Below are 19073 nucleotides of genomic sequence, written 5' to 3'. Positions count from 1 at the left end.
CGTGTTGAGATGCCCCTTCGAAAAGCAGCAAGGAAAGTTCCCCGGAGTGCCGCGCGGGTTGGCCACGGGGCCGCTTTCCCCGGTGAATCCAAGCGGTTCCAAAGGAACTGACACCACATAAAAATTTCACCGCGCCAACACAAGACCCCCGTCTGCCCGCCGGCCGGCCCGTCGCCGGGCGGCCGGCACCGCCGCGGCGGTGCCGGCGCGACGAGCGAAGGGGCGGAGCTGCCATGGGGACCGAGACCGCGACGGCGCCGGTGCGCCCGGGGTCCGAAACACGGCCCGGCCGGGTGGTCGTGGACTGGCTCACCACCACCGACCACAAGAAGATCGGCCACCTCTACCTGATCACGTCGTTCGGGTTCTTCCTCGCCGGCGGGCTGATGGCCATGATCATGCGGGCCGAACTCGCCCGCCCCGGGCTGCAGGTCGTCTCGAAGGAGCAGTTCAACCAGCTGTTCACGCTGCACGGCACGATCATGCTGCTGCTGTTCGCGACACCGAGCTTCGCGGGCTTCGCCAACGAGCTGATGCCGCTGCAGATCGGCGCCCCGGACGTCGCCTTCCCGCGGCTGAACATGCTGTCGTACTGGTTCTTCCTGTTCGGCGGCCTCATCGTGCTCGGCTCGCTGGCCGTGCCGGACGGCCCGGCCTCCTTCGGCTGGTTCGCCTACGCCCCGCTCAACAGCGCGACGCACTCTCCGGGCGTCGGCGCGGATCTGTGGATCATGGGGCTCGCGCTGGCCGGTTTCGGGACGATCCTCGGCGCGGTCAACTTCCTCACCACGATCATCGGGATGCGCGCCCCGGGCATGACCATGTTCCGGTTGCCGATCTTCACCTGGAACACCCTGTTCACGTCGGTCCTGATCCTGATGGCGTTCCCGGTCCTGGCGGCGGCGCTGCTGGTCCTGGAGGCGGACCGGCAGTTCGGCTCCCGGGTGTTCGAGGCGGCGAACGGCGGGGCGCTGCTGTGGCAGCACCTGTTCTGGTTCTTCGGGCACCCCGAGGTGTACATCATCGCGCTGCCCTTCTTCGGGATCATCACGGAGATCATCCCGGTCTTCAGCCGCAAGCCGATCTTCGGGTACCTGACCCTGGTCGGCGCGACGATGGCGATCACCGCGCTGTCCATCATGGTGTGGGCGCACCACATGTTCGCCACGGGCGCGGTGCTGCTGCCCTACTTCTCCTTCATGTCGTTCCTGATCGCGGTGCCGACGGGCGTGAAGTTCTTCAACTGGACCGGGACCATGCTCAAGGGGTCGCTGTCCTTCGAGACGCCGATGCTGTGGTCGTGCGGCTTCCTGGCGACTTTTCTGTTCGGCGGGCTGACCGGGGTGATCCTGGCGTCACCGCCGATGGACTTCCATGTCACGGACTCGTACTTCGTGGTCGCGCACTTCCACTACGTCGTGTTCGGCACCGTCGTCTTCGCGATCTTCGCGGGTTTCTACTTCTGGTGGCCGAAGTTCACCGGGAAGATGCTCGACGAACGGCTCGGGAAGATCCATTTCTGGACGCTGTTCATCGGCTTCCACACCACCTTCCTGGTGCAGCACTGGCTGGGCGCGGAGGGCATGCCGCGCCGGTACGCCGACTACCTCGCCGCCGACGGCTTCACGGCGCTGAACACGGTCTCCTCGATCGGCGCCTTCCTGCTCGGCCTGTCGACGCTGCCGTTCCTCTACAACGTCTGGCTGACCTCCCGGTACGGCGAGAGGGTCCACGCGGACGACCCCTGGGGCTACGGGCGCTCCCTGGAGTGGGCGACCTCCTGCCCGCCGCCGCGGCACAACTTCATCACCCTGCCGCGGATCCGCTCCGAGTCCCCGGCGTTCGATCTGCACCATCCCGAGTACGCGGCCCTGGAGTCCGCCCGTCCGGCACCGGAACCCGGGCAGACGTGAGCGAAGGACGCGTCGAACGCGTACGCCCCTCCCGGCGGTGAACCGGCGGGAGGGGCGCAGAACGCACCGGCACGGTCCGCGCAGACCGGCCGGGCGCCCCGGCTGCCAGCGATTTCCGGTCACCCATTTCATTCGCTGATTTCAGGATTTGTCGACCTGTCGCTCAGCAGACATGTCATTCAGTTCACCAACTCAAGTCCCCCTGCCTCACACTGAGTTGATGTGGAGCAGGCGCTTCCGTACGGAGCGTCACCGCGTGCGGCAGACGGTTCGATTCCATGCTTCCCGGAGCGTGACTCCCGCCGCAGGTCGCCCGTTGTCTTCTTCATGAGCCCACGACCCCGGGGCTCACGGGCCGGGCGCCACCCGGTCGCACCGCACCGCATCCCGAGGGAGCCACCGTGCCGCGCATGCTCGACGTCAGCGACGCCGTCCGCGCCGAGATCGGCGACGAAGAAGCCGACCGGCTGCTCGCCGGAGAGAACGCCCCGGGCAGTTACGACTGCACGTCCTGCCGCACGCCGGGCGACTCCGAGCAGGAGCGCACCAGCACCGTCCTGTTCATCGGCGACGAGACCGCCGTCCTCGCCTTCGCCCACGCCAGTTGCCTGCCCTCGCAGGTCGTCCAGGTCACCGAGGAGCAGTTGCGCGGCGCGGTCCGCTCCATCAGCGGCGACTCCGGCGGTGGCGGCGCCTTCGCCGGCGAGCCGCAGAGGGCGGTGCCGGAGCAGGCGGTGCTCGGAGTGACCAGCGGGCTCGTGCTGATCAGCGGGGAACTGCACCCGGCGCTCGTCGTGGAACCGACCGCGCCGATCGTGCGCCCGGGCACGACCGGCGCCGGGGACGACTTCCTGCCGCTCCTCATCGAGCAGGGGTTCATGCCGCTGACCGAGCTGACCGCCGTACCGCCGGTGCTGCACGGCTGGTCCGTGCTGCTCGCGGTCGGCCAGCTGCACGCCGTCCTCCAGCCGGGCCCGAACGGCGGGCAGCCGGTCGCCTGGTGGCAGGCGCACCAGCCGCTGCAGGTGACCGACAGCTGGCGGGCCGCGGCCAACAAGCACCAGCAGGTGCTGATGTTCGCCGCGCCCGTGGGTTCCATCGGCCGGCAGCCCCGCGAGGACCTGCTGCGCGACGCGCTGGACCGGGCCGCGGCGGGCGGCAAGCTGGTCGCGGCCACGCTGCCGCTGGCCGGGACCTGACCGCCGCGCACGCCCCCGGAGCACCCGGACTCCTTCGCGACCGCAGGTAGTGCGCGGCTCGTCGCGCGGTTTTGCGTACCCCCAATGCCGCACCGCCGGGCCGCATCCCGAGCGACTCCGGGTCGTTTGGACATACGTGCACGCATACGACGTTCATCCCCGCCGCCCGTCCTTCACCCCCGTGCCGTCCGCCAGGGCGAGCCAGGACTCCCTCGGCAGCCCCTCGGCCACCCCCATCTACGACGCGATCGTCGCGGAGTGGCTCAAGACCTTCCGGGCACTGCCGGGCGACCGCAGCGGCGAGGAGGAGATGAAGTTCGTCGCCTTCGGGTTCACCCCGCACGGCGCCGGCGCGCACGAGACGGGCTCGTACGGCACGGGGTCCTATGGCACGGGTTCGTACAGCGCGGGTTCGTACGGCACGGGCTCCTATGGCACGGGTTCGTACGGCTCGAACGCGTACACCGCGTACAGCGCGGGGGCCTACAGTGCCCGGCACGGCACCGGTCAGCAGCAGACGCAGTGGCAGCGGGTCGGGTCGCTGGGGCGGCACGACACCGGGATGCACCATGTGCCGGCGGCGCTGCCGCCCGGTCCGCGCCGGGGAGCATGACCGCAGGACGGCGAAAGGGCGGCCCCGTCGGGCCGCCCTTTCGCCGTTCCGAGCGGCTGCGCGCTACTTCTTCTTCGCGCCGCGCTTCTCGCGGACCCGCACCGAGATGTGGATCGGCGTCCCCTCGAAGCCGAACTCCTCACGCAGCCTGCGCTCGACGAAGCGCCGGTAACCCGCCTCGATGAAACCGGACGCGAACAGCACGAACCGCGGGGGCTTGGTGCCGGCCTGGGTGCCGAACAGGATGCGCGGCTGCTTTCCGCCGCGGATCGGGTGCGGATGCGCCGCGACCAGTTCGCCGAGGAAGGCGTTGAGGCGGCCGGTCGGCACCCGGGTCTCCCAGCCCGCCAGGGCCGTCTCGATCGCCGGGACCAGCTTCTCCATGTGCCGGCCGGTGCGCGCCGAGACGTTCACCCGGGGCGCCCAGGCGACCTGGGCCAGCTCGGTCTCGATCTCCCGTTCCAGGTAGTAGCGGCGCTCCTCGTCGAGGGTGTCCCACTTGTTGTAGGCGACGACGATCGCCCGGCCCGCCTCGACGGCCATGGTGACGATGCGCTGGTCCTGTACGGAGATGCTCTCGGCGGCGTCGATCAGGATGATGGCGACCTCCGCCTTCTCCACCGCCGCCGCGGTGCGCAGCGAGGCGTAGTAGTCGGCGCCCTGCTGGAGGTGGACCCGCTTGCGGATACCGGCCGTGTCGACAAACCGCCACGTCGTGCCGCCGAGTTCGATCAACTCGTCGACCGGGTCGCGGGTGGTGCCCGCGAGTGCGTCGACGACCACACGGTCCTCACCGGCCACCTGGTTCAGCAGTGACGACTTGCCGACATTCGGGCGGCCGATCAGGGCGACCCGGCGCGGGCCCCCGATGCCGCTCCCGCCGAAGCTCTCGCGCGGCGCCTCGGGCAGCGCTTCGAGGACGGCGTCCAGCATGTCGCCGGTGCCGCGGCCGTGCAGCGCCGAGACCGGGTGCGGCTCACCGAGGCCGAGCGCCCACAGGTAGGTGGCGTCGGCCTCACCGCTCGGACCGTCGACCTTGTTGGCGCACAGCACGACCGGCTTGCCCGCCTTGCGCAGCAGCCGTACCACCGCCTCGTCGGTGTCGGTCGCGCCGACCTTGGCGTCGACCACGAAGACGACCGCGTCGGACGCCTCAATCGCGTACTCGGCCTGCGCGGCGACGGACGCGTCGATGCCGAGGACGTCCTGTTCCCAGCCGCCGGTGTCGACGACCTTGAACCGGCGGCCCGCCCACTCCGCCTCGTAGGTGACCCGGTCCCGGGTGACGCCGGGCCGGTCCTCGACGACCGCCTCGCGGCGGCCGATGATCCGGTTCACCAGAGTCGACTTGCCGACGTTGGGGCGGCCGACGACGGCGAGCACGGGCAGCGGGCCGTGGCCCGCCTCCTCGATGGCGCCCTCGACGTCCTCGACGTCGAAGCCCTCTTCCGCGGCGAGCTCCATGAACTCCGTGTACTCGACGTCGCCGAGCGCACCGTGCTCGTACTCGTGCTCGGCCGAGCCGTCGGGCTGGATCTGGTCGTTCATGAAGTCCGTACCTCGTTCATCGTGGTGATCGGTGGAACCCGCGCGGGCGGAGATCCACTACTCGGGTGTCGCCCGGCGCCCGGTGAGGCGTCTGGCGTTCTCCAGGTGTGCGGTGAGCTGCTTGCGGATGTGCTCGGTGGCCGCGTCGAGCACCTTGCGGGTGCGCCGCCCGCCGGCCGCGTCCCCACCCGCCGCCGCTTCGACCGCCTGGAACGGGTCGCCGAAGACGACGTCGACCCGGGAGCGCAGCGGGGGCAGCGCGCCGATCAGCCGTCCCCGGCGTTCGGCGCTGCCCAGGACGGCGACCGGCACGATCGGCGCCCCGCTGCGGACGGCGAAGTAGGCGAGCCCGGCGCGCAGCGAAGCGAAGTCACCCTCGCCCCGGGTGCCTTCCGGGAAGATGCCCAGCACGCCGCCGTCCGTCAGCACGCCGAGCGCCCGGGTGATCGCCGTGCGGTCGATGGCAGTACGGTCCACCTGGAGCTGGCCGATGCCGGTCAGGAAGGTGCCGAGCGGGCCGACGAACGCCTCTTTCTTGATCAGGAAGTGCATCGGCCGGGGTGCCACGCCCAGGACCATCGGCCCGTCGACGTTGTGGGAGTGGTTGACCGCGAGGATCACCGGGCCGCTCGCGGGCACCTTCCAGGCGCCGAGCACCCGCGGCCGCCACAGCCCGTACATCAGCCCGACGCCGATGCGCCGTCCGGTCTCGGCCCCCCGGAGCGAGGGTGCCCCATCCGCGGGTGCTGCGCTCACTTCCCGGCCCGCTTCTCCTCGACGAGCATGACGACGCACTCGATGACCTGCGCCAGCGTGAGTTCCGTGGTGTCCACCTCCAGCGCGTCGCCCGCCTTCACGAACGGTGAGGTCTTCCGGCTGGAGTCCGCGGCGTCCCGCTTCAGCAGCGCGTCGCGGGTGGAGTGCACGTCGGCACCCTGCAGTTCACCGCTGCGCCGGGCGGCGCGCGCCTCGGCCGAGGCGGTCAGGAACACCTTCACGTCGGCGTCGGGCAGCACGGTCGTACCGATGTCGCGGCCCTCGACCACGATGCCGCGCTCCGCCGAGCCGGCCAGCGAGCGCTGCAGCTCGGTGATCCGGGCGCGCACCTCGGGCACCGCGCTGACGGCGCTCACCTTGGCGGTGACCTCGTCGGTACGGATCGGTCCGGCCACGTCGACACCGTCCACCAAGATCGTGGGCTCGGCCGGGTCGGTGCCCGAGACGATCTCCGGCTTGCCGGCCACGGCGGCGATCGCGGAGGGGTCCGCCACGTCGATCCCGTGGTGCACCATCCACCAGGTGATGGCCCGGTACTGGGCACCGGTGTCCAGATAGCTCATGCCGAGCTGGGCGGCCACGGCCTTCGAGGTGCTCGACTTGCCCGTGCCGGAGGGGCCGTCGATCGCGACGACGACGGGCTGAGCGCTTTCCACGGTGAGGACGCCTTCCTGGTCCAGGGTGCGGGACGGGGCGTGATACCGCCCTGGACAAGGTTACTGGGTGAATGTCACTCGTCCGGCCGCCTACTGCCGGACCGCCCAGCCCCGCTCCCGCAGGGCCGCCGTCAGCAGGGGCACCGCCTTGGGCTCCACCATCAGCTGGACCAGACCCGCCTGCTGACCGGTCGCGTGCTCGATCCGGACGTCCTCGATGTTGACGCCCGCCCGGCCCGCGTCGGCGAAGATACGGGCCAGCTGGCCGGGCTGGTCGTCGATGAGGACCGCGACCGTCTCGTACACGCGCGGCGCGCTGCCGTGCTTGCCGGGCACCCGGACCTGGCCCGCGTTGCCGCGCCGCAGCACATCCTCGACGCCCGCGCTGCCCGCGCGCCGCTTCGTCTCGTCCGAGGACTGCAGGGCGCGCAGGGCGCGGACGGTCTCGTCGAGGTCGGCGGAGACGTCGGCGAGCAGATCGGCGACCGGCCCGGGGTTCGCGGACAGGATGTCGATCCACATCGCCGGTTCGGAGGCGGCGATCCGGGTCACGTCCCTGATGCCCTGCCCGCACAGGCGCACAGCGGCTTCCTCGGCGTGCTCCAGGCGGGCGGCCACCATGCTGGAGAGGAGCTGGGGCATGTGGGAGACCAGGGCCACGGCCCGGTCGTGGGCGTCCGCGTCCATCACGACCGGCACCGCCCGGCAGTGCGAGACCAGCTCCAGGGCGAGGTTCAGCACCTCGGTGTCGGTGTCGCGGGTGGGCGTCAGCACCCACGGCCGGCCCTCGAACAGGTCTTCCGTCGCCGCCAGCGGGCCGGATTTCTCGCGGCCCGACATGGGGTGGGTGCCGATGTACTGGGCGAGGACGGCCTCGTCGAGGCCCTGCGCCTGAAGTTCGCGGCGCGGGCCGCCCTTGATGCTGGCCACGTCGAGGTAGCCGCGGGCGACGCCGCGGCGCATGGCGTCCGCGAGGACGGCGGCCACGTGGGCGGGCGGGGCGGCGACGATCGCCAGGTCGACCGGGCCGTCCGGGGCCTCGTCGGTGCCGGCGCCGAGGGCGGCGGCGGTCCGCGCCCGCTGGGGGTCGTGGTCGCTGAGGTGGACGACGACGCCCCGCCGGGTCAGGGCGAGTGCGGCGGAGGTGCCGATGAGCCCGGTGCCGATGACGAGTGCGGTCCTCACTGGGCGATGTCCTTGCGCAGGGCGGCGGCGGCACCGAGGTAGACATGGACGAGATGGGAGCGGGGCCGGTCGGTCTCGATGTGCGCGAGGACCCGGACCACCCGGGGCATGGCGCCCGTGACGTCCAGTTCCTGGGCGCAGATCAGCGGTACGTCGACGATGCCGAGCCCCCGCGCGGCGGCCGCCGGGAAGTCGCTGTGCAGGTCGGGGGTGGCGGTGAACCAGATGCTGATCAGCTCGTCGGCAGTCAGTCCGTTCCGCTCCAGGAGGGCGGTGAGCAGGTCCCGGACCTGCTCGTCCATGTGGCCGGCCTCGTCGCGTTCCAGCTGGACGGCCCCCCGAACCGCTCGTACCGCCACGGCGCTGCTCCTTGCTGTGATGAGGTGCCTGTCCGGCTCTTGGTCCGTCCAGCCTAGTCAGCCGCCGTCCGCCGGGGGCCGGGCGCCCGGCCCCTGAGACGGATCCGTTCCGGTGTCGGGCCGGTCCGGGGCCCGGGCGGGCGGCCCGGCCGGCTCGGACCTGGCGAGTACGTCGAGCAGGCCGCACAGCGGGTTGGCCGCGTCGTCGCGCTGGGCCCCGCCGGCGGCGGAGAGCAGGACGCCGAGGGCACCGCCGGGCGGAGGGCCGTCGTCGCCCTCCTGGCCGAGGAGTCCGCCGAGCAGGCTGCCGGGATCGTGAGCCGCCATGGTCCCGCCTTTCGCGCGCGGCCGGGTGCCGGTGCGTACCCGACCTCCAGACCGCCAATGTCACGTGGATCGCCCGCCCGCGCTACTCGGGGTGCCGCGGCGGGTGCGTTCCGTACGGGTTGGGCTATCAGGTGCATGAAATACGGTTTTTGCTGGGCTTCATCATGAATTACGGCTTCAGGTGTGCCTTCGGTGCCAAGATGCTGGTGCTGTGCTCCGCTCGGAGCGACTCCCCCCACGACCCGGCTGCTGCCCGGTCCATCCGCACGTTCGGAGTGACGACATGACGCACGGAGCGACGACATGACCCACGACTCGACGCGCCGCACGATTCTGACCACGGGCGCGGCCGCGATCGCCGCGACCGCGGTGGGCTGCGGCAGTGAGAGCGGATCGTCCTCGGCCGCCTCCACCTCCGCCGCCTACAGAACGACTCCCCCTGCGGGATCCGGCAGTCCCACGGGCGCCTCCGCGTCCCCGAGCGGCGTCGCGGCGAAGGAGCTGGCACGCACCAGCGACATCCCGGTCGGCGGCGGCAAGGTCTTCGCCGAACAGAGGGTCGTGGTCACCCAGCCGACGCGGAACGACTTCAAGGCGTTCTCGGCGGTCTGCACCCACCAGGGCTGCACGGTCGACAGGGTGACCGACGGGACCATCGACTGCCCCTGCCACGGCAGCCGGTTCGACATCGCCGACGGCTCGGTGGCGCACGGCCCGGCGACCCGGCCGCTGCCCACCGAGCCGATCAAGGTGGAGGGAAATTCGATCCGCCTGGCGTGAGCGGACGCGTACTCTCCCGGGCATGCAACCCCAGGACCTGGTACGCGGCCACACGATCTACGCCTGCGTCATGGGTTCGCACGCCTTCGGACTGGCGACGGACACCAGTGACACCGACCGGCGCGGTGTGTTCCTCGCGCCCACTCCCCTGTTCTGGCACTTCGACAAGCCGCCGACCCATGTGACGGGCCCGGCGCCGGAACAGTTCAGCTGGGAGCTGGAGCGCTTCTGCGAGCTGGCGCTGCGCGCGAACCCGAACGCCCTGGAGTGCCTGCACTCGCCGCTGGTGGAGCACGCGGACGACACGGGCCGCGAACTGCTGGCGCTGCGCGGGGCATTCCTCTCCCGACGGGTGTACGACTCGTTCACCCGGTACGCCCTGGGCCAGCGCAAGAAAATCGAAGCCGATCTGCACCGGCTCGGCGCCCCGCGCTGGAAGCACGCCATGCACCTGCTGCGGCTGCTCACCACCGCGCGCGATCTGCTGCGCACCGGGGCGCTGACGATCGAGGTCGGTGACGAGCGCGCGTCCCTGCTGGCGGTGAAGCGCGGCGAGGTCCCGTGGCCGGAGGTCGAGGCGCGGATGGCCCGGCTGGCCGCGGAGACCGAGCGGGCCGCGCCGGGCACCCCGTTGCCGCTGGAGCCGGACCGCCGCCGCATCGCGGACTTCCTGTTCCGGGCACGCCGCGCCTCAGCCCTGCGCGCGGACGCCGCCGGGGTCGGCGCCGACAGGACCGGAACCGTCGGGACCGGAACCGAAGGAACTGGAACCGACAGGACCGGCACCGTCCAGCCGGACACGCACCACGAAGTCGTGCAGGGCGTCGTGAGCACTGGGCGCGGCGGGCAGCGCTGAGGCGGCCTGCGCCTCGTCGAGCACGGCGTGCAGCCGCTCCACGTCGGCCGCCACGCGCGCGTGGTCGACGTCGGCGTCCCCGTGCTCGTGCCGCGCCTTGGCGGCGATCAGGTCGGGCAGGCACCGGGGCGCCTCGGCACCCAGGTCCGCGAGGAGCGTGGGCAGGTGGGCCTGCACCTCGCCACTGCGCATCAGTTGGATGCCGGTGAGCAGCACCCGGAAGGTGTAGAGCAGCGGCTTGAGTTCGCCGGTCTCCTCGAACAGCCGCCACTGGGTCACCGCGAACCCCCGGTAGTGGTGGGCGTGATGGCTGGTCAGGACACCGGGGGCGAGCGCGATCAGCTCCCGGTGCGCGTCACCGGTGTGCACGACGAGCGGCGAGAGCAGCTGCTCCAGCACATAGCCGTTGCGGCGCAGCATCAGCCGGACGAACTTGCGCAGGTCGTGGGTGACGAGGTCCAGCTCGACGCCGTACCGGTCCCAGGTCCTCGACCGGGTCTCCACGGGCTCGTGCAGCCCCACCAGTGCGGCGGCGGGCAGCAGGTGCACCCCGCGCAGGTCCAGGTCGGAGTCCTCGGACGGGAAGCCGTAGAGGTGTGCGCCGGAGACCGTGGCGAACAGCAGGGGGTCGGGCTGTTCGGCGACCACGGTGGTCAGGTCCATGCCGGGTATGTCGATCACGGGCCTAATCGTCCCAGAGCGCGCCGAGGGTCAGCAGGTCGCTGTGGTACTCGATCCGGTCCGCCCACTCGGCCGGCCAGGCGTCCGCCCCCAGCCAGGCGCCCGCGAAGGCCCCGGTGAGGCAGGCGATGGAGTCGGAATCGCCACTGGAGCAGGCCGCACGGCGCAGCGCGGTCACCGGCTCCTCGGGGAAGATCAGAAAGCACAGCAGGCCGGTCGCCAGGGCCTCCTCGGCGATCCAGCCGGCCCCGGTGGCCAGGCACGGGTCGTCCTCCGGCGCGGGCGTGCGCAGAGCGTCCCGGAGCCGGTCGAGGACCGCCAGGCACTCGTCCCAGCCGCGCGCGGCGAAGTCCTCGGGCGTGGGGTCCCCGGTGCGGGTCCACAGGTCGCCGAGCCAGCTGTGGTGGTAGCGGGTGCGGTTGTCGTGGGCGTACGCGCGCAGACGATCGAGCAGTGCGGCCGGCCCGGTGCCCTGGGCGAGCAGCCGTACGGCGTGGGCGGTGAGGTCGGAGGCGGCCAGGGCCGTCGGGTGCCCGTGGGTGAGCGCGGCCTGCAACTGGGCGGCGCCGGCCCGCTGTTCGTCGCTCAGGCCCGGGGCGAGCCCGACGGGTGCCACCCGCATGTTGGCGCCGCAGCCCTTGGAGCCGGTCTGGCTGGCCTCCTGCCAGGCCCGCCCCTCCTCCTTCAGCAGGTTGCACGCGGTCAGGCAGGTGCGGCCCGGGGCCCGGTTGTTCTCCGGTGACTGGTACCAGTCGACGAACTCCTCGCGCAGCGGCCGCTCCAGGCGCTTCGGCGCGAGCACCCCGCGGTCCATGGCGCTGCGCAGCCCGCGTCCCAGGGCGAGCGTCATCTGCGTGTCGTCCGAGACGAAGGCCTGTCGCGGCAGTTCCATCTCCCGCCAGGGCCCGCAGTTGGCGAGGATCGACGGGACGTCGTTGAACTCGGTGGGGAAGCCGAGCGCGTCCCCGAGGGCGAGGCCCAGCAGGGATCCGGTGGCGGCTTGTTTGGAGACGACGTCGGTCATGCGGGGCGTCCTTCCCTGGACGGTCGCAGCAGCGGTGGGTGCAGGGCGGTGGCGCCGCCCGCGCGGTAGAGGGCGGCCGGTTTGCCGCGGCCCCCGGTCAGCCGGGCGGCGCCGGAGGCCGGTTCGACGAAGCCGGGCACGGCCAGTGCCTTGCGGCGGAAGTTGGGCCGGTCGAGCGGGACGCCCCAGACCGCCTCGTAGACCTGCTGCAGCTCGCCGAGGGTGAAGGCGGCCGGGCAGAAGGCGGTGGCGGCACAGGTGTGTTCGAGCCGGGCGCCGACCCGGTCCCGGGCGTCGGCCAGGATCCGGCCGTGGTCGAAGGCGAGCGGCGGGGCGGTGTCGTACGGCAGCCAGCGCGCCTGGGCGGCGTCGCCGCCGCCGCGTGGTTCGGGCGCGTCGGGCAGCAGCGCGGTGAAGGCGACCGAGACGACCCGCATCCGCGGATCCCGTCCGGGCTCGCTGTAAGTGCGCAGTTGTTCCAGGTGCGGCCCGGTGGCGTCGTCGAGGCCGGTCTCCTCGGCCAGTTCGCGCCGGGCGGCGGTCTCCGCCGACTCGTCGGGCAGCAGGAAGCCGCCGGGCAGCGCCCAGTGGCCGGCGTACGGCTGCTGCCCGCGCTCGACGAGCAGCACCCACAGGGCGCCGTCGCGGACGGTCAGCACGGCCAGGTCGACGGTGACGGCGAAGGGTTCGTACGCGTTCTTGTCGTAGCCCCGCACGGAACACCCCTTCTTTATAGTCAGAGAGACTATAAAGAAGGGGTGTTCGGTGCACAAGCCCTCAGCGGCCTTCAGCGTGCGGAAGTCCTCAGAGGTCGACTTCCTGCATCAGCATCCCGACCTCGGTGTTCGACAGACGGCGCAGCCACCCCGACTTCTGGTTGCCCAGGGTGATCGGTCCGAAGGCGACCCGCACCAGCTTGTCGACCGGGAAGCCCGCCTCGGCGAGCATGCGCCGCACGATGTGCTTGCGGCCCTCGTGCAGCGTGACCTCGACCAGGTAGTTCTTGCCGGTCTGCTCGACGACCCGGAAGTGGTCCGCGCGCGCGTACCCGTCCTCCAGTTGGATGCCGTCCTTGAGCTGCTTGCCCAGGTCGCGCGGGATCGGGCCCACGATGTGCGCGAGGTAGGTCTTCTTCACGCCGTACTTGGGGTGGGTCAGCCGGTGCGCCAGCTCGCCGTGGTTGGTGAGCAGGATGATGCCCTCGGTCTCGGTGTCGAGCCGGCCCACGTGAAAGAGCCTGGTCTCCCGGTTGGTGACGTAGTCGCCGAGGCACTGGCGGCCCTCGGGGTCCTCCATCGTGGCCACCACGCCGGCGGGCTTGTTGAGCGAGAAGAACTGGTACGACTGCGTGGCGACGGTCAGCCCGTCGACCCTGACCTCGTCCTTGTCCGGGTCGACCCGCTTGCCCTGCTCGGTGACGATCTCCCCGTTGACCTCGACACGGGCCTGGTCGATCAGCTCCTCGCAGGCCCGCCGGGAGCCGTAGCCCGCGCGGGCGAGGACCTTCTGCAGCCGCTCGCCCTCCTGCTCCGCGCCCGGGAAGGTCTTGGGCGGCTTGACGTCCTTCGTGCCGGCGTACCGGTCCCGGTTGCGCTCCTCGGCCTGCGTCTCGTACTCACGGGAACGTCCCGGGGCCGTACGCCCGCCGCCCTGCTGGGCCTGCCTGGGCCCGCCCTTGGCGCCACCGCGCGCGGCACCGCCGCGCCCGGACTTGGGGCCGTCCTTCGTCGCGCCGGGGCCGACGTCGTAGCGGCGCTCCTCGGGGCGGGGCTTGCGGGGACGGCCCTGCCCCTGCCGGTCGTCCCTGTTGTTGCCGGCACCGCGTTGGTTGCCGCGCCCGCTGTTCCTGCCGCTGCCGCTGCCGCTGCTTCGCATCAAAATTCCGTCTTAGTCGTCTGCGTCCTGACCGCCGGGCGCATCGGGAGCGTCCGGGTCGAACGACGGGACGCCCTCCAGGGTGTCGGCCTCGATCGCCTCAGCCTCCGGGAGGAAGGGCGCGAGTTCCGGTAGCTCGTCCAGGCCGCGCAGGCCCATCCGCTCCAGGAAGTAGTTCGTCGTCCTGTACAGGATCGCACCTGTTTCGGGTTCCGCGCCCGCCTCCTCGATCAGCCCGCGCTGCAGGAGGGTGCGCATCACGCCGTCGCAGTTGACGCCGCGCACGGCCGAGACCCGGCTGCGGCTGACCGGCTGGCGGTAGGCGACCACGGCCAGGGTCTCCAGCGCGGCCTGGGTGAGCCGGGCCTGCTGGCCGTCCAGGACGAAGCCCTCGACGGCGGCCGCGTACTCGGGACGGGTGGAGAAGCGCCAGCCGCCCGCGACGAGCCGCAGCTCGAAGCCGCGGCCCTGCACGGTGTACTCGTCGGCCAGCGCCCGCAGCGCGTCCCCGATCTGCCGCTTGGGCCGCTGCAGGATCTTGGCCAGGTGCTCCTCGGTCGCGGGCTCGTCCACGACCATGAGGACCGCCTCCAGGGCGGGCCTGAGGTCGAGGTCCGCGACGGTGGACGCGCCCGCCGGGAGCCCGGTGGTGTCCTCGCTCACGCCTTCTTCTCCTCCTTGGGCTCCTCGGGCGGCCGGTCGAACTCGTCCGTCACGGTCGGAGCGTCCTCGCCGTCGCCGCCGGTCCAGCGCACGATCAGCTCGCCGAGAGCGGTCTCCTGGTCGAGTGCGACGGCCTTCTCGCGGTACAGCTCCAGCAGCGCGAGGAAGCGGGCGACGACGGTCAGTGTGTCGTCCGTGTCCTCGACCAGCGCCCGGAAGCCGGCCTCGCCCAGGTCCCGGAGCCGGGCGACCACGATCTGGGCCTGTTCCTGCACGCTGACCAGCGGTGCGTGGATGTGGTCGACGTACACCTGGGGCTTCGGCCTGGGCTGCATCGCCTTGACCGCGAGCCGGGCGAAACCCTCGGGTCCGATGCTGATGACGACCTCGGGCAGCAGCTCGGCGTGGTGCGGTTCGAGGCCCACGGTACGAGGGTGGCGCAGGGCCTCCGCGTCGAGGCGGCCGTTGAAGATGTCGGCGATCCGTTTGTAGGCGCGGTACTGGAGCAGCCGGGCGAACAACAGGTCGCGGGCCTCCAGCAGGGCGAGGTCGGCCTCGTCCTCGACCTCGGCGACGGGCAGCAGCCGGGCCGCCTTCAGGTCGAGCAGGGTGGCGGCCACGACCAGGAACTCGGTCGTCTGGTCCAGGTCCCAGTCCGGCCCCATCGCCCTGATGTGCGCCATGAACTCGTCGGTGACCTTGGAGAGCGCCACCTCGGTGACGTCGAGCTTGTGCTTCGAGATCAGCTGGAGCAGCAGGTCGAAGGGCCCCTCGAAGTTGGCGAGGCGGACCTTGAAGACACCGTCCGGCTGCTCAGTCCCGTCGCCCCCTTCAGCCCCCTCGTCCCCCTCAGCCTCAGCAGCCCCGGCGCCCGCCGCGACGGCCACGGCCTCCGGTACGACGGCCTCCGCGCCGTCCGCACCCGCTGCGGCGTCCTTCGGCTCGGCAGCGGCATCGTCCGGCTCGGCGCCGGCGGCCCGGCCAAGGGCGATGGGCCCGGAGTTCTCCGGCTCGGGAGCCGGGACGGTCGCCACGGGCGGCTCGTCCGGCGGAGCCGACGGCACGGCGCCCGGGCCCCGGCCCAGCGAACGCCGACGGCCGGCGGACGCGCCGCGGGAGGAGGGGACATTCGAGGTCATGGCTCCCGCAGGCTATCGCCAAACCCCCCGAACCAGGTCAGCCACGGACCGGCGGCACCCCAAAGAGGCGCGGGAAACTGTGCGACGAACCACGACCAACCCGCACGCAAAGAACAACAACCACCCGCTCACCACCCCCACCGGGGCGCGGGGAACCCCGCAACACACCACGACCGGCCCGCGGACGAAGGACGGCAACACCTCGCCGACGGTCTCAGCGGTCTCGGCTCAGCGCTCAGCGCCCCCGCAGGCGCCGTACAAGGATGCTCGCGTCTCCACGGGACTCCAGGTCGGCCAGTACCACGGCGACCGCCTCACGCACGATGCGCCCGCGGTCGACGGCAAGCCCGTGCTCGCCCCGAAGGACCAGTCGCGCGTGCTCCAGGTCCATCAGTTCCTCGGCGGACACGTACACGGTGATCTTCTCGTCGTGCCGCTCACGCCCGCTGGGCCGGCGCTGTGCGGCACGTCCGCGCTTGCGTGACTGCGCGCCGCCGTCAGGCGCGGCGGCGGACGAAGCACCGGCGGCGGAGCCTTCCGGTGCCGCCGCCTGGCGCCGCGCCGGGCGTTCCGCGGCGGCGGACCGGCTACGGGACTCGCCCGCGTCGGCGGGCTCCGCCTCCGCCGCCACGTGCTCCGCACCGTCACCGTCGCCGCCCTGCACGGGCACGGAGTGCGGCGCGTCCTCGGCGTCCGCCGCGTCACTCTCCCCCGCGGGGGCCGGCACCCTGGCCTCGCCGTTGGCCTGGCGCCGGGGAGTGGACGCCTGGAGCGCCATCCCCCCTGTCGTACGGAACAGTTCGTCGGCACCGGGCAGACTCACTCGGCGTGACACCGGGCGAGCACCTCCCTGGCGAGCTGGCGGTAGGCGGCGGCACCGACGGAGTTGGAGGCGTACGTGGTGATCGGCTCACCGGCGACCGTGGTCTCCGGGAAGCGGACCGTGCGGCCGATGACCGTGTGGTAGACGTGGTCGTCGAACGCCTCGACGACCCGCGCGAGCACCTCACGGCTGTGCACGGTGCGGGAGTCGTACATCGTGGCCAGGATCCCGTCGAGCTCCAGCTCCGGGTTGAGCCGCTCCTGGACCTTCTCGATGGTCTCGGTCAGCAGGGCCACACCGCGCAGGGCGAAGAACTCGCACTCCAGCGGCACGATGACCTTGTGCGCGGCCGTCAGGGCGTTGACCGTGAGCAGGCCGAGCGAGGGCTGGCAGTCGATCACGATGTAGTCGTAGTCGGGCAGCAGCGGCTTCAGGGCGCGTTGCAGCGTCGACTCGCGGGCGACCTCGGAGACCAACTGGACCTCGGCGGCCGACAGGTCGATGTTGCTCGGGAGCAGGTCCATGTTGGGGACCGCGGTCTTCAGCAGGACCTCGTCCGCGGACATGCCCCGCTCCATGAGCAGGTTGTAGACGGTGAGGTCGAGCTCCATCGGGTTGACGCCGAGGCCGACCGACAGCGCGCCCTGCGGGTCGAAGTCCACGAGCAGCACCCGCCGGCCGTACTCCGCGAGCGCGGCACCCAGGTTGATGGTCGACGTCGTCTTGCCGACGCCACCCTTCTGGTTGCACATCGCAATGATCTTCGCGGGTCCGTGGTCGGTCAGCGGACCCGGGATCGGGAAGTACGGCAGCGGACGCCCGGTCGGGCCGACGCGCTCGCGGCGCTGCCGGGCAGCATCGGGCGCGAGCGTGGCCGCGTACTCGGGGTCGGGCTCGTATTCGGCGTCGGGGTCGTAGAAGTGCCCCTCGGGCAATTCGTCGTAGTCGGCGAAATGGTTGTGGGGCGCGCCACTTCCGTCGCCGGCCATGGCGTTCACGTGATGGCCATCCATGCTCTGGTGTGCTGGCTGAGTCACCCCAGGAATCCGGTGACTCTGGTGGGCTGCGAAGATGCGCACAGCAACGGAGCCGACAGCCTCGAACCCCGCGGCACCCTGGCCCGGTACGGGCATTCCTGGTTGACCACCCCCGGGAGAAAATGTCGACTCATTCACAAGTCGTCTTACCTCCTTGGTGACCAGGGGACTTCTAGACAGGTCAGCGTGGCACCATGCCGACGGTTGGCGACTCTATGGCGTGTCGGCGGTCCGCAGCAACACAATCCGCCGGACCCGGCAGGATGTGTCGGCAATGGAACATCCCTCTGTCAAGGGCGTACGGCCGTCGCACAGCAGGTTTCACCGGTGTACGAATCGGTCGAAGGGTTACGTTCGAGGCGAGTTGACCGAGTGCCGCAAAGTGACCATACACACATCCGGCCGGACCCTGTGGACAAGGTCCGGCCGGATGTGTGCGGTTGACCCGCCGAGTTGACGTATCGCCTTTACGAAAAGGTGACTTAGCCGATCAGGGTCTCCAGCGCCACGTGCTCCAGGCCGTGCGCCTCGGCGACCTGCCGATAAACCACCTTGCCGTCATGGGTGTTCAACCCCTTGGCCAGCGCGGGGTCCCGGCGCAGCGCCTCGGCCCAGCCGTTGTTCGCGAGCGACACGATGTACGGCAGGGTGGCGTTGGTCAGCGCGTACGTGGAGGTGTTGGGCACCGCGCCCGGCATGTTGGCGACGCAGTAGAAGACCGAGTCGTGGACCGGGAAGGCCGGCTCGGCGTGCGTGGTCGGGCGGGAGTCCTCGAAGCAGCCGCCCTGGTCGATCGCGATGTCGACAAGGACACTCCCCGCCTTCATCCGGGAGACCAGCTCGTTGCTGACCAGCTTCGGGGCCTTGGCGCCGGGGATGAGGACGGCGCCGATCACGAGGTCGGCCTCCAGGCATGCCTTCTCCAGCTCGAAGGAGTTGGAGACGACGGTCCGGATCTTCGTCCCGAAGATCTTGTCGGCTTCCTTGAGCTTGTTGATGTCGGTGTCGAGAAGGGTCACCTGGAAGCCCATGCCGATGGCGATCTGCGCGGCGTTCCAGCCGGACACGCCACCACCGATGACGACGGCCCTGGCCGCCAGCACCCCCGGCACGCCGCCGGGCAGCACACCGCGGCCGCCGTGGGCGCGCATCAGGTGGTAGGCGCCGACCTGCGGGGCCAGCCGGCCCGCCACCTCGGACATCGGCGCGAGCAGCGGCAGGGCGCGACCCGGCAGCTCGACGGTCTCGTAGGCGATCGCGGTGGTGCCGGACTCCAGCAGGGCGTCGGTGCACTCCTTGGAGGCGGCCAGGTGCAGGTAGGTGAAGAGGGTCTGGTCCTTGCGCAGCCGGTGGTACTCCTCCGCGACCGGCTCCTTGACCTTCAGCAGCAGGTCGGCGGCGGCCCACACCTCGTCGGCGGTCGGCAGGATCTCGGCGCCGGCGGCGACGTACTCGGCGTCCGGGATCGACGAGCCGACGCCGGCGGCCCGCTCGACGACTACCTGGTGACCGGCGCGCACCAGCTCGTGCACGCCGGCCGGGGTGATGGCCACCCGGAACTCGTTGTTCTTGACCTCGCGGGGGATGCCGACCTTCACGTGGATCACGGTCCTTGGCT

At 71.4% G+C, this 19073-nt stretch carries 18 protein-coding genes and 2 pseudogenes; 5 read left to right on the top strand and 15 right to left on the bottom strand.

The genetic code is table 11. The features are described from left to right. The first annotated feature begins 233 nt into the window (after window positions 1-233). The 3 genes from ctaD to ACFYPJ_RS11625 all read left to right on the top strand — a co-directional run bounded on the left by ctaD (window position 234) and on the right by ACFYPJ_RS11625 (window position 3725). Window positions 234-1913, top strand: coding sequence for a cytochrome c oxidase subunit I (gene ctaD, locus ACFYPJ_RS11635; RefSeq protein ID WP_389014142.1), 1680 nt, complete (start codon window positions 234-236; stop codon window positions 1911-1913). Window positions 1914-2314: 401 nt separating this feature from the next. After that, complete coding sequence (locus tag ACFYPJ_RS11630) at window positions 2315-3112, top strand: hypothetical protein (protein ID WP_389014140.1); 798 nt, start codon at window positions 2315-2317, stop codon at window positions 3110-3112. 136 nt (window positions 3113-3248) lie between these two features. Further along, window positions 3249-3725, top strand: a complete 477-nt coding sequence (locus ACFYPJ_RS11625; protein ID WP_389014138.1) for a hypothetical protein — start codon at window positions 3249-3251, stop codon at window positions 3723-3725. 63 nt (window positions 3726-3788) lie between these two features. On the opposite strand, the gene der is transcribed toward ACFYPJ_RS11625, so the two are convergent. The 6 genes from der to ACFYPJ_RS11595 all read right to left on the bottom strand — a co-directional run bounded on the left by der (window position 3789) and on the right by ACFYPJ_RS11595 (window position 8577). Beyond that, window positions 3789-5273: a ribosome biogenesis GTPase Der gene (gene der / locus ACFYPJ_RS11620; protein ID WP_389014135.1), complete on the bottom strand. Its 1485-nt coding sequence runs from the start codon at window positions 5271-5273 to the stop codon at window positions 3789-3791. 57 nt (window positions 5274-5330) lie between these two features. Further along, window positions 5331-6068 (bottom strand): lysophospholipid acyltransferase family protein, encoded by a 738-nt coding sequence (locus ACFYPJ_RS11615; RefSeq protein WP_389014132.1) that lies wholly within the window; start codon window positions 6066-6068, stop codon window positions 5331-5333. Then, window positions 6026-6706, bottom strand: coding sequence for a (d)CMP kinase (gene cmk / locus ACFYPJ_RS11610; RefSeq protein WP_389014129.1), 681 nt, complete (start codon window positions 6704-6706; stop codon window positions 6026-6028). Before cmk ends, ACFYPJ_RS11615 begins: the two co-directional genes overlap by 43 nt. A 90-nt stretch (window positions 6707-6796) precedes the next feature. After that, window positions 6797-7891 carry a prephenate dehydrogenase gene (locus ACFYPJ_RS11605; protein ID WP_389014126.1) on the bottom strand — a complete coding sequence of 365 codons (1095 nt, stop codon included), beginning with the start codon at window positions 7889-7891 and terminating at the stop codon, window positions 6797-6799. Next, a complete protein-coding gene (gene aroH / locus ACFYPJ_RS11600) occupies window positions 7888-8250 on the bottom strand; it encodes a chorismate mutase (RefSeq protein WP_389014124.1) in 363 nt (120 codons plus the stop codon). Before aroH ends, ACFYPJ_RS11605 begins: the two co-directional genes overlap by 4 nt. A gap of 57 nt (window positions 8251-8307) precedes the next feature. Then, a complete protein-coding gene (locus tag ACFYPJ_RS11595; RefSeq protein WP_389014121.1) occupies window positions 8308-8577 on the bottom strand; it encodes a hypothetical protein in 270 nt (89 codons plus the stop codon). 303 nt (window positions 8578-8880) lie between these two features. On the opposite strand from ACFYPJ_RS11595, the gene ACFYPJ_RS11590 reads away from it, so the two are divergent. Further along, a complete protein-coding gene (locus tag ACFYPJ_RS11590; protein ID WP_389014118.1) occupies window positions 8881-9357 on the top strand; it encodes a Rieske (2Fe-2S) protein in 477 nt (158 codons plus the stop codon). Window positions 9358-9379: 22 nt separating this feature from the next. Further along, a pseudogene (locus ACFYPJ_RS11585) lies at window positions 9380-9979 on the top strand (DNA polymerase beta superfamily protein); the annotation flags it as partial. Between the two features lie 69 nt (window positions 9980-10048). On the opposite strand, the gene ACFYPJ_RS11580 reads toward ACFYPJ_RS11585, so the two are convergent. From ACFYPJ_RS11580 to ald, 9 genes and pseudogenes are all read right to left on the bottom strand, one after another. Next, on the bottom strand, window positions 10049-10876 hold the full coding sequence (locus tag ACFYPJ_RS11580; RefSeq protein WP_389015069.1) for a DNA polymerase beta superfamily protein: 828 nt from the start codon (window positions 10874-10876) through the stop codon (window positions 10049-10051). Window positions 10877-10898: 22 nt separating this feature from the next. Next, a complete protein-coding gene (locus tag ACFYPJ_RS11575) occupies window positions 10899-11918 on the bottom strand; it encodes an ADP-ribosylglycohydrolase family protein (protein ID WP_389014115.1) in 1020 nt (339 codons plus the stop codon). Beyond that, a complete protein-coding gene (locus ACFYPJ_RS11570) occupies window positions 11915-12634 on the bottom strand; it encodes an NUDIX domain-containing protein (RefSeq protein WP_389014112.1) in 720 nt (239 codons plus the stop codon). Before ACFYPJ_RS11570 ends, ACFYPJ_RS11575 begins: the two co-directional genes overlap by 4 nt. 88 nt (window positions 12635-12722) lie before the next feature. After that, entirely contained in the window at window positions 12723-13793 is a 1071-nt protein-coding gene (locus tag ACFYPJ_RS11565; RefSeq protein WP_389014109.1) for a pseudouridine synthase, read from the bottom strand. Window positions 13794-13808: 15 nt separating this feature from the next. Continuing rightward, window positions 13809-14456 (bottom strand): annotated as a pseudogene (gene scpB / locus ACFYPJ_RS11560) (SMC-Scp complex subunit ScpB); the annotation flags it as partial. Beyond that, window positions 14453-15595, bottom strand: coding sequence for a segregation and condensation protein A (locus tag ACFYPJ_RS11555; RefSeq protein ID WP_389014106.1), 1143 nt, complete (start codon window positions 15593-15595; stop codon window positions 14453-14455). The gene ACFYPJ_RS11555 and the pseudogene scpB, both read right to left, overlap by 4 nt. 235 nt (window positions 15596-15830) lie before the next feature. Beyond that, window positions 15831-16430, bottom strand: a complete 600-nt coding sequence (locus ACFYPJ_RS11550; protein WP_389014104.1) for a hypothetical protein — start codon at window positions 16428-16430, stop codon at window positions 15831-15833. Beyond that, complete coding sequence (locus ACFYPJ_RS11545) at window positions 16415-17551, bottom strand: ParA family protein (protein ID WP_389014101.1); 1137 nt, start codon at window positions 17549-17551, stop codon at window positions 16415-16417. The genes ACFYPJ_RS11550 and ACFYPJ_RS11545 overlap by 16 nt, the downstream gene beginning before the upstream one ends. 386 nt (window positions 17552-17937) lie before the next feature. Then, window positions 17938-19062 (bottom strand): alanine dehydrogenase, encoded by a 1125-nt coding sequence (gene ald, locus ACFYPJ_RS11540; RefSeq protein WP_389014098.1) that lies wholly within the window; start codon window positions 19060-19062, stop codon window positions 17938-17940. Window positions 19063-19073: the final 11 nt, after the last annotated feature.

It is taken from the genome of Streptomyces sp. NPDC006012, assembly GCF_042871185.1.
Taxonomy (GTDB): Bacteria; Actinomycetota; Actinomycetes; order Streptomycetales; family Streptomycetaceae; genus Streptomyces.
Note: the sequence above shows the minus strand (reverse complement) of the source record. Positions and strands in the feature narration are given on the sequence as shown.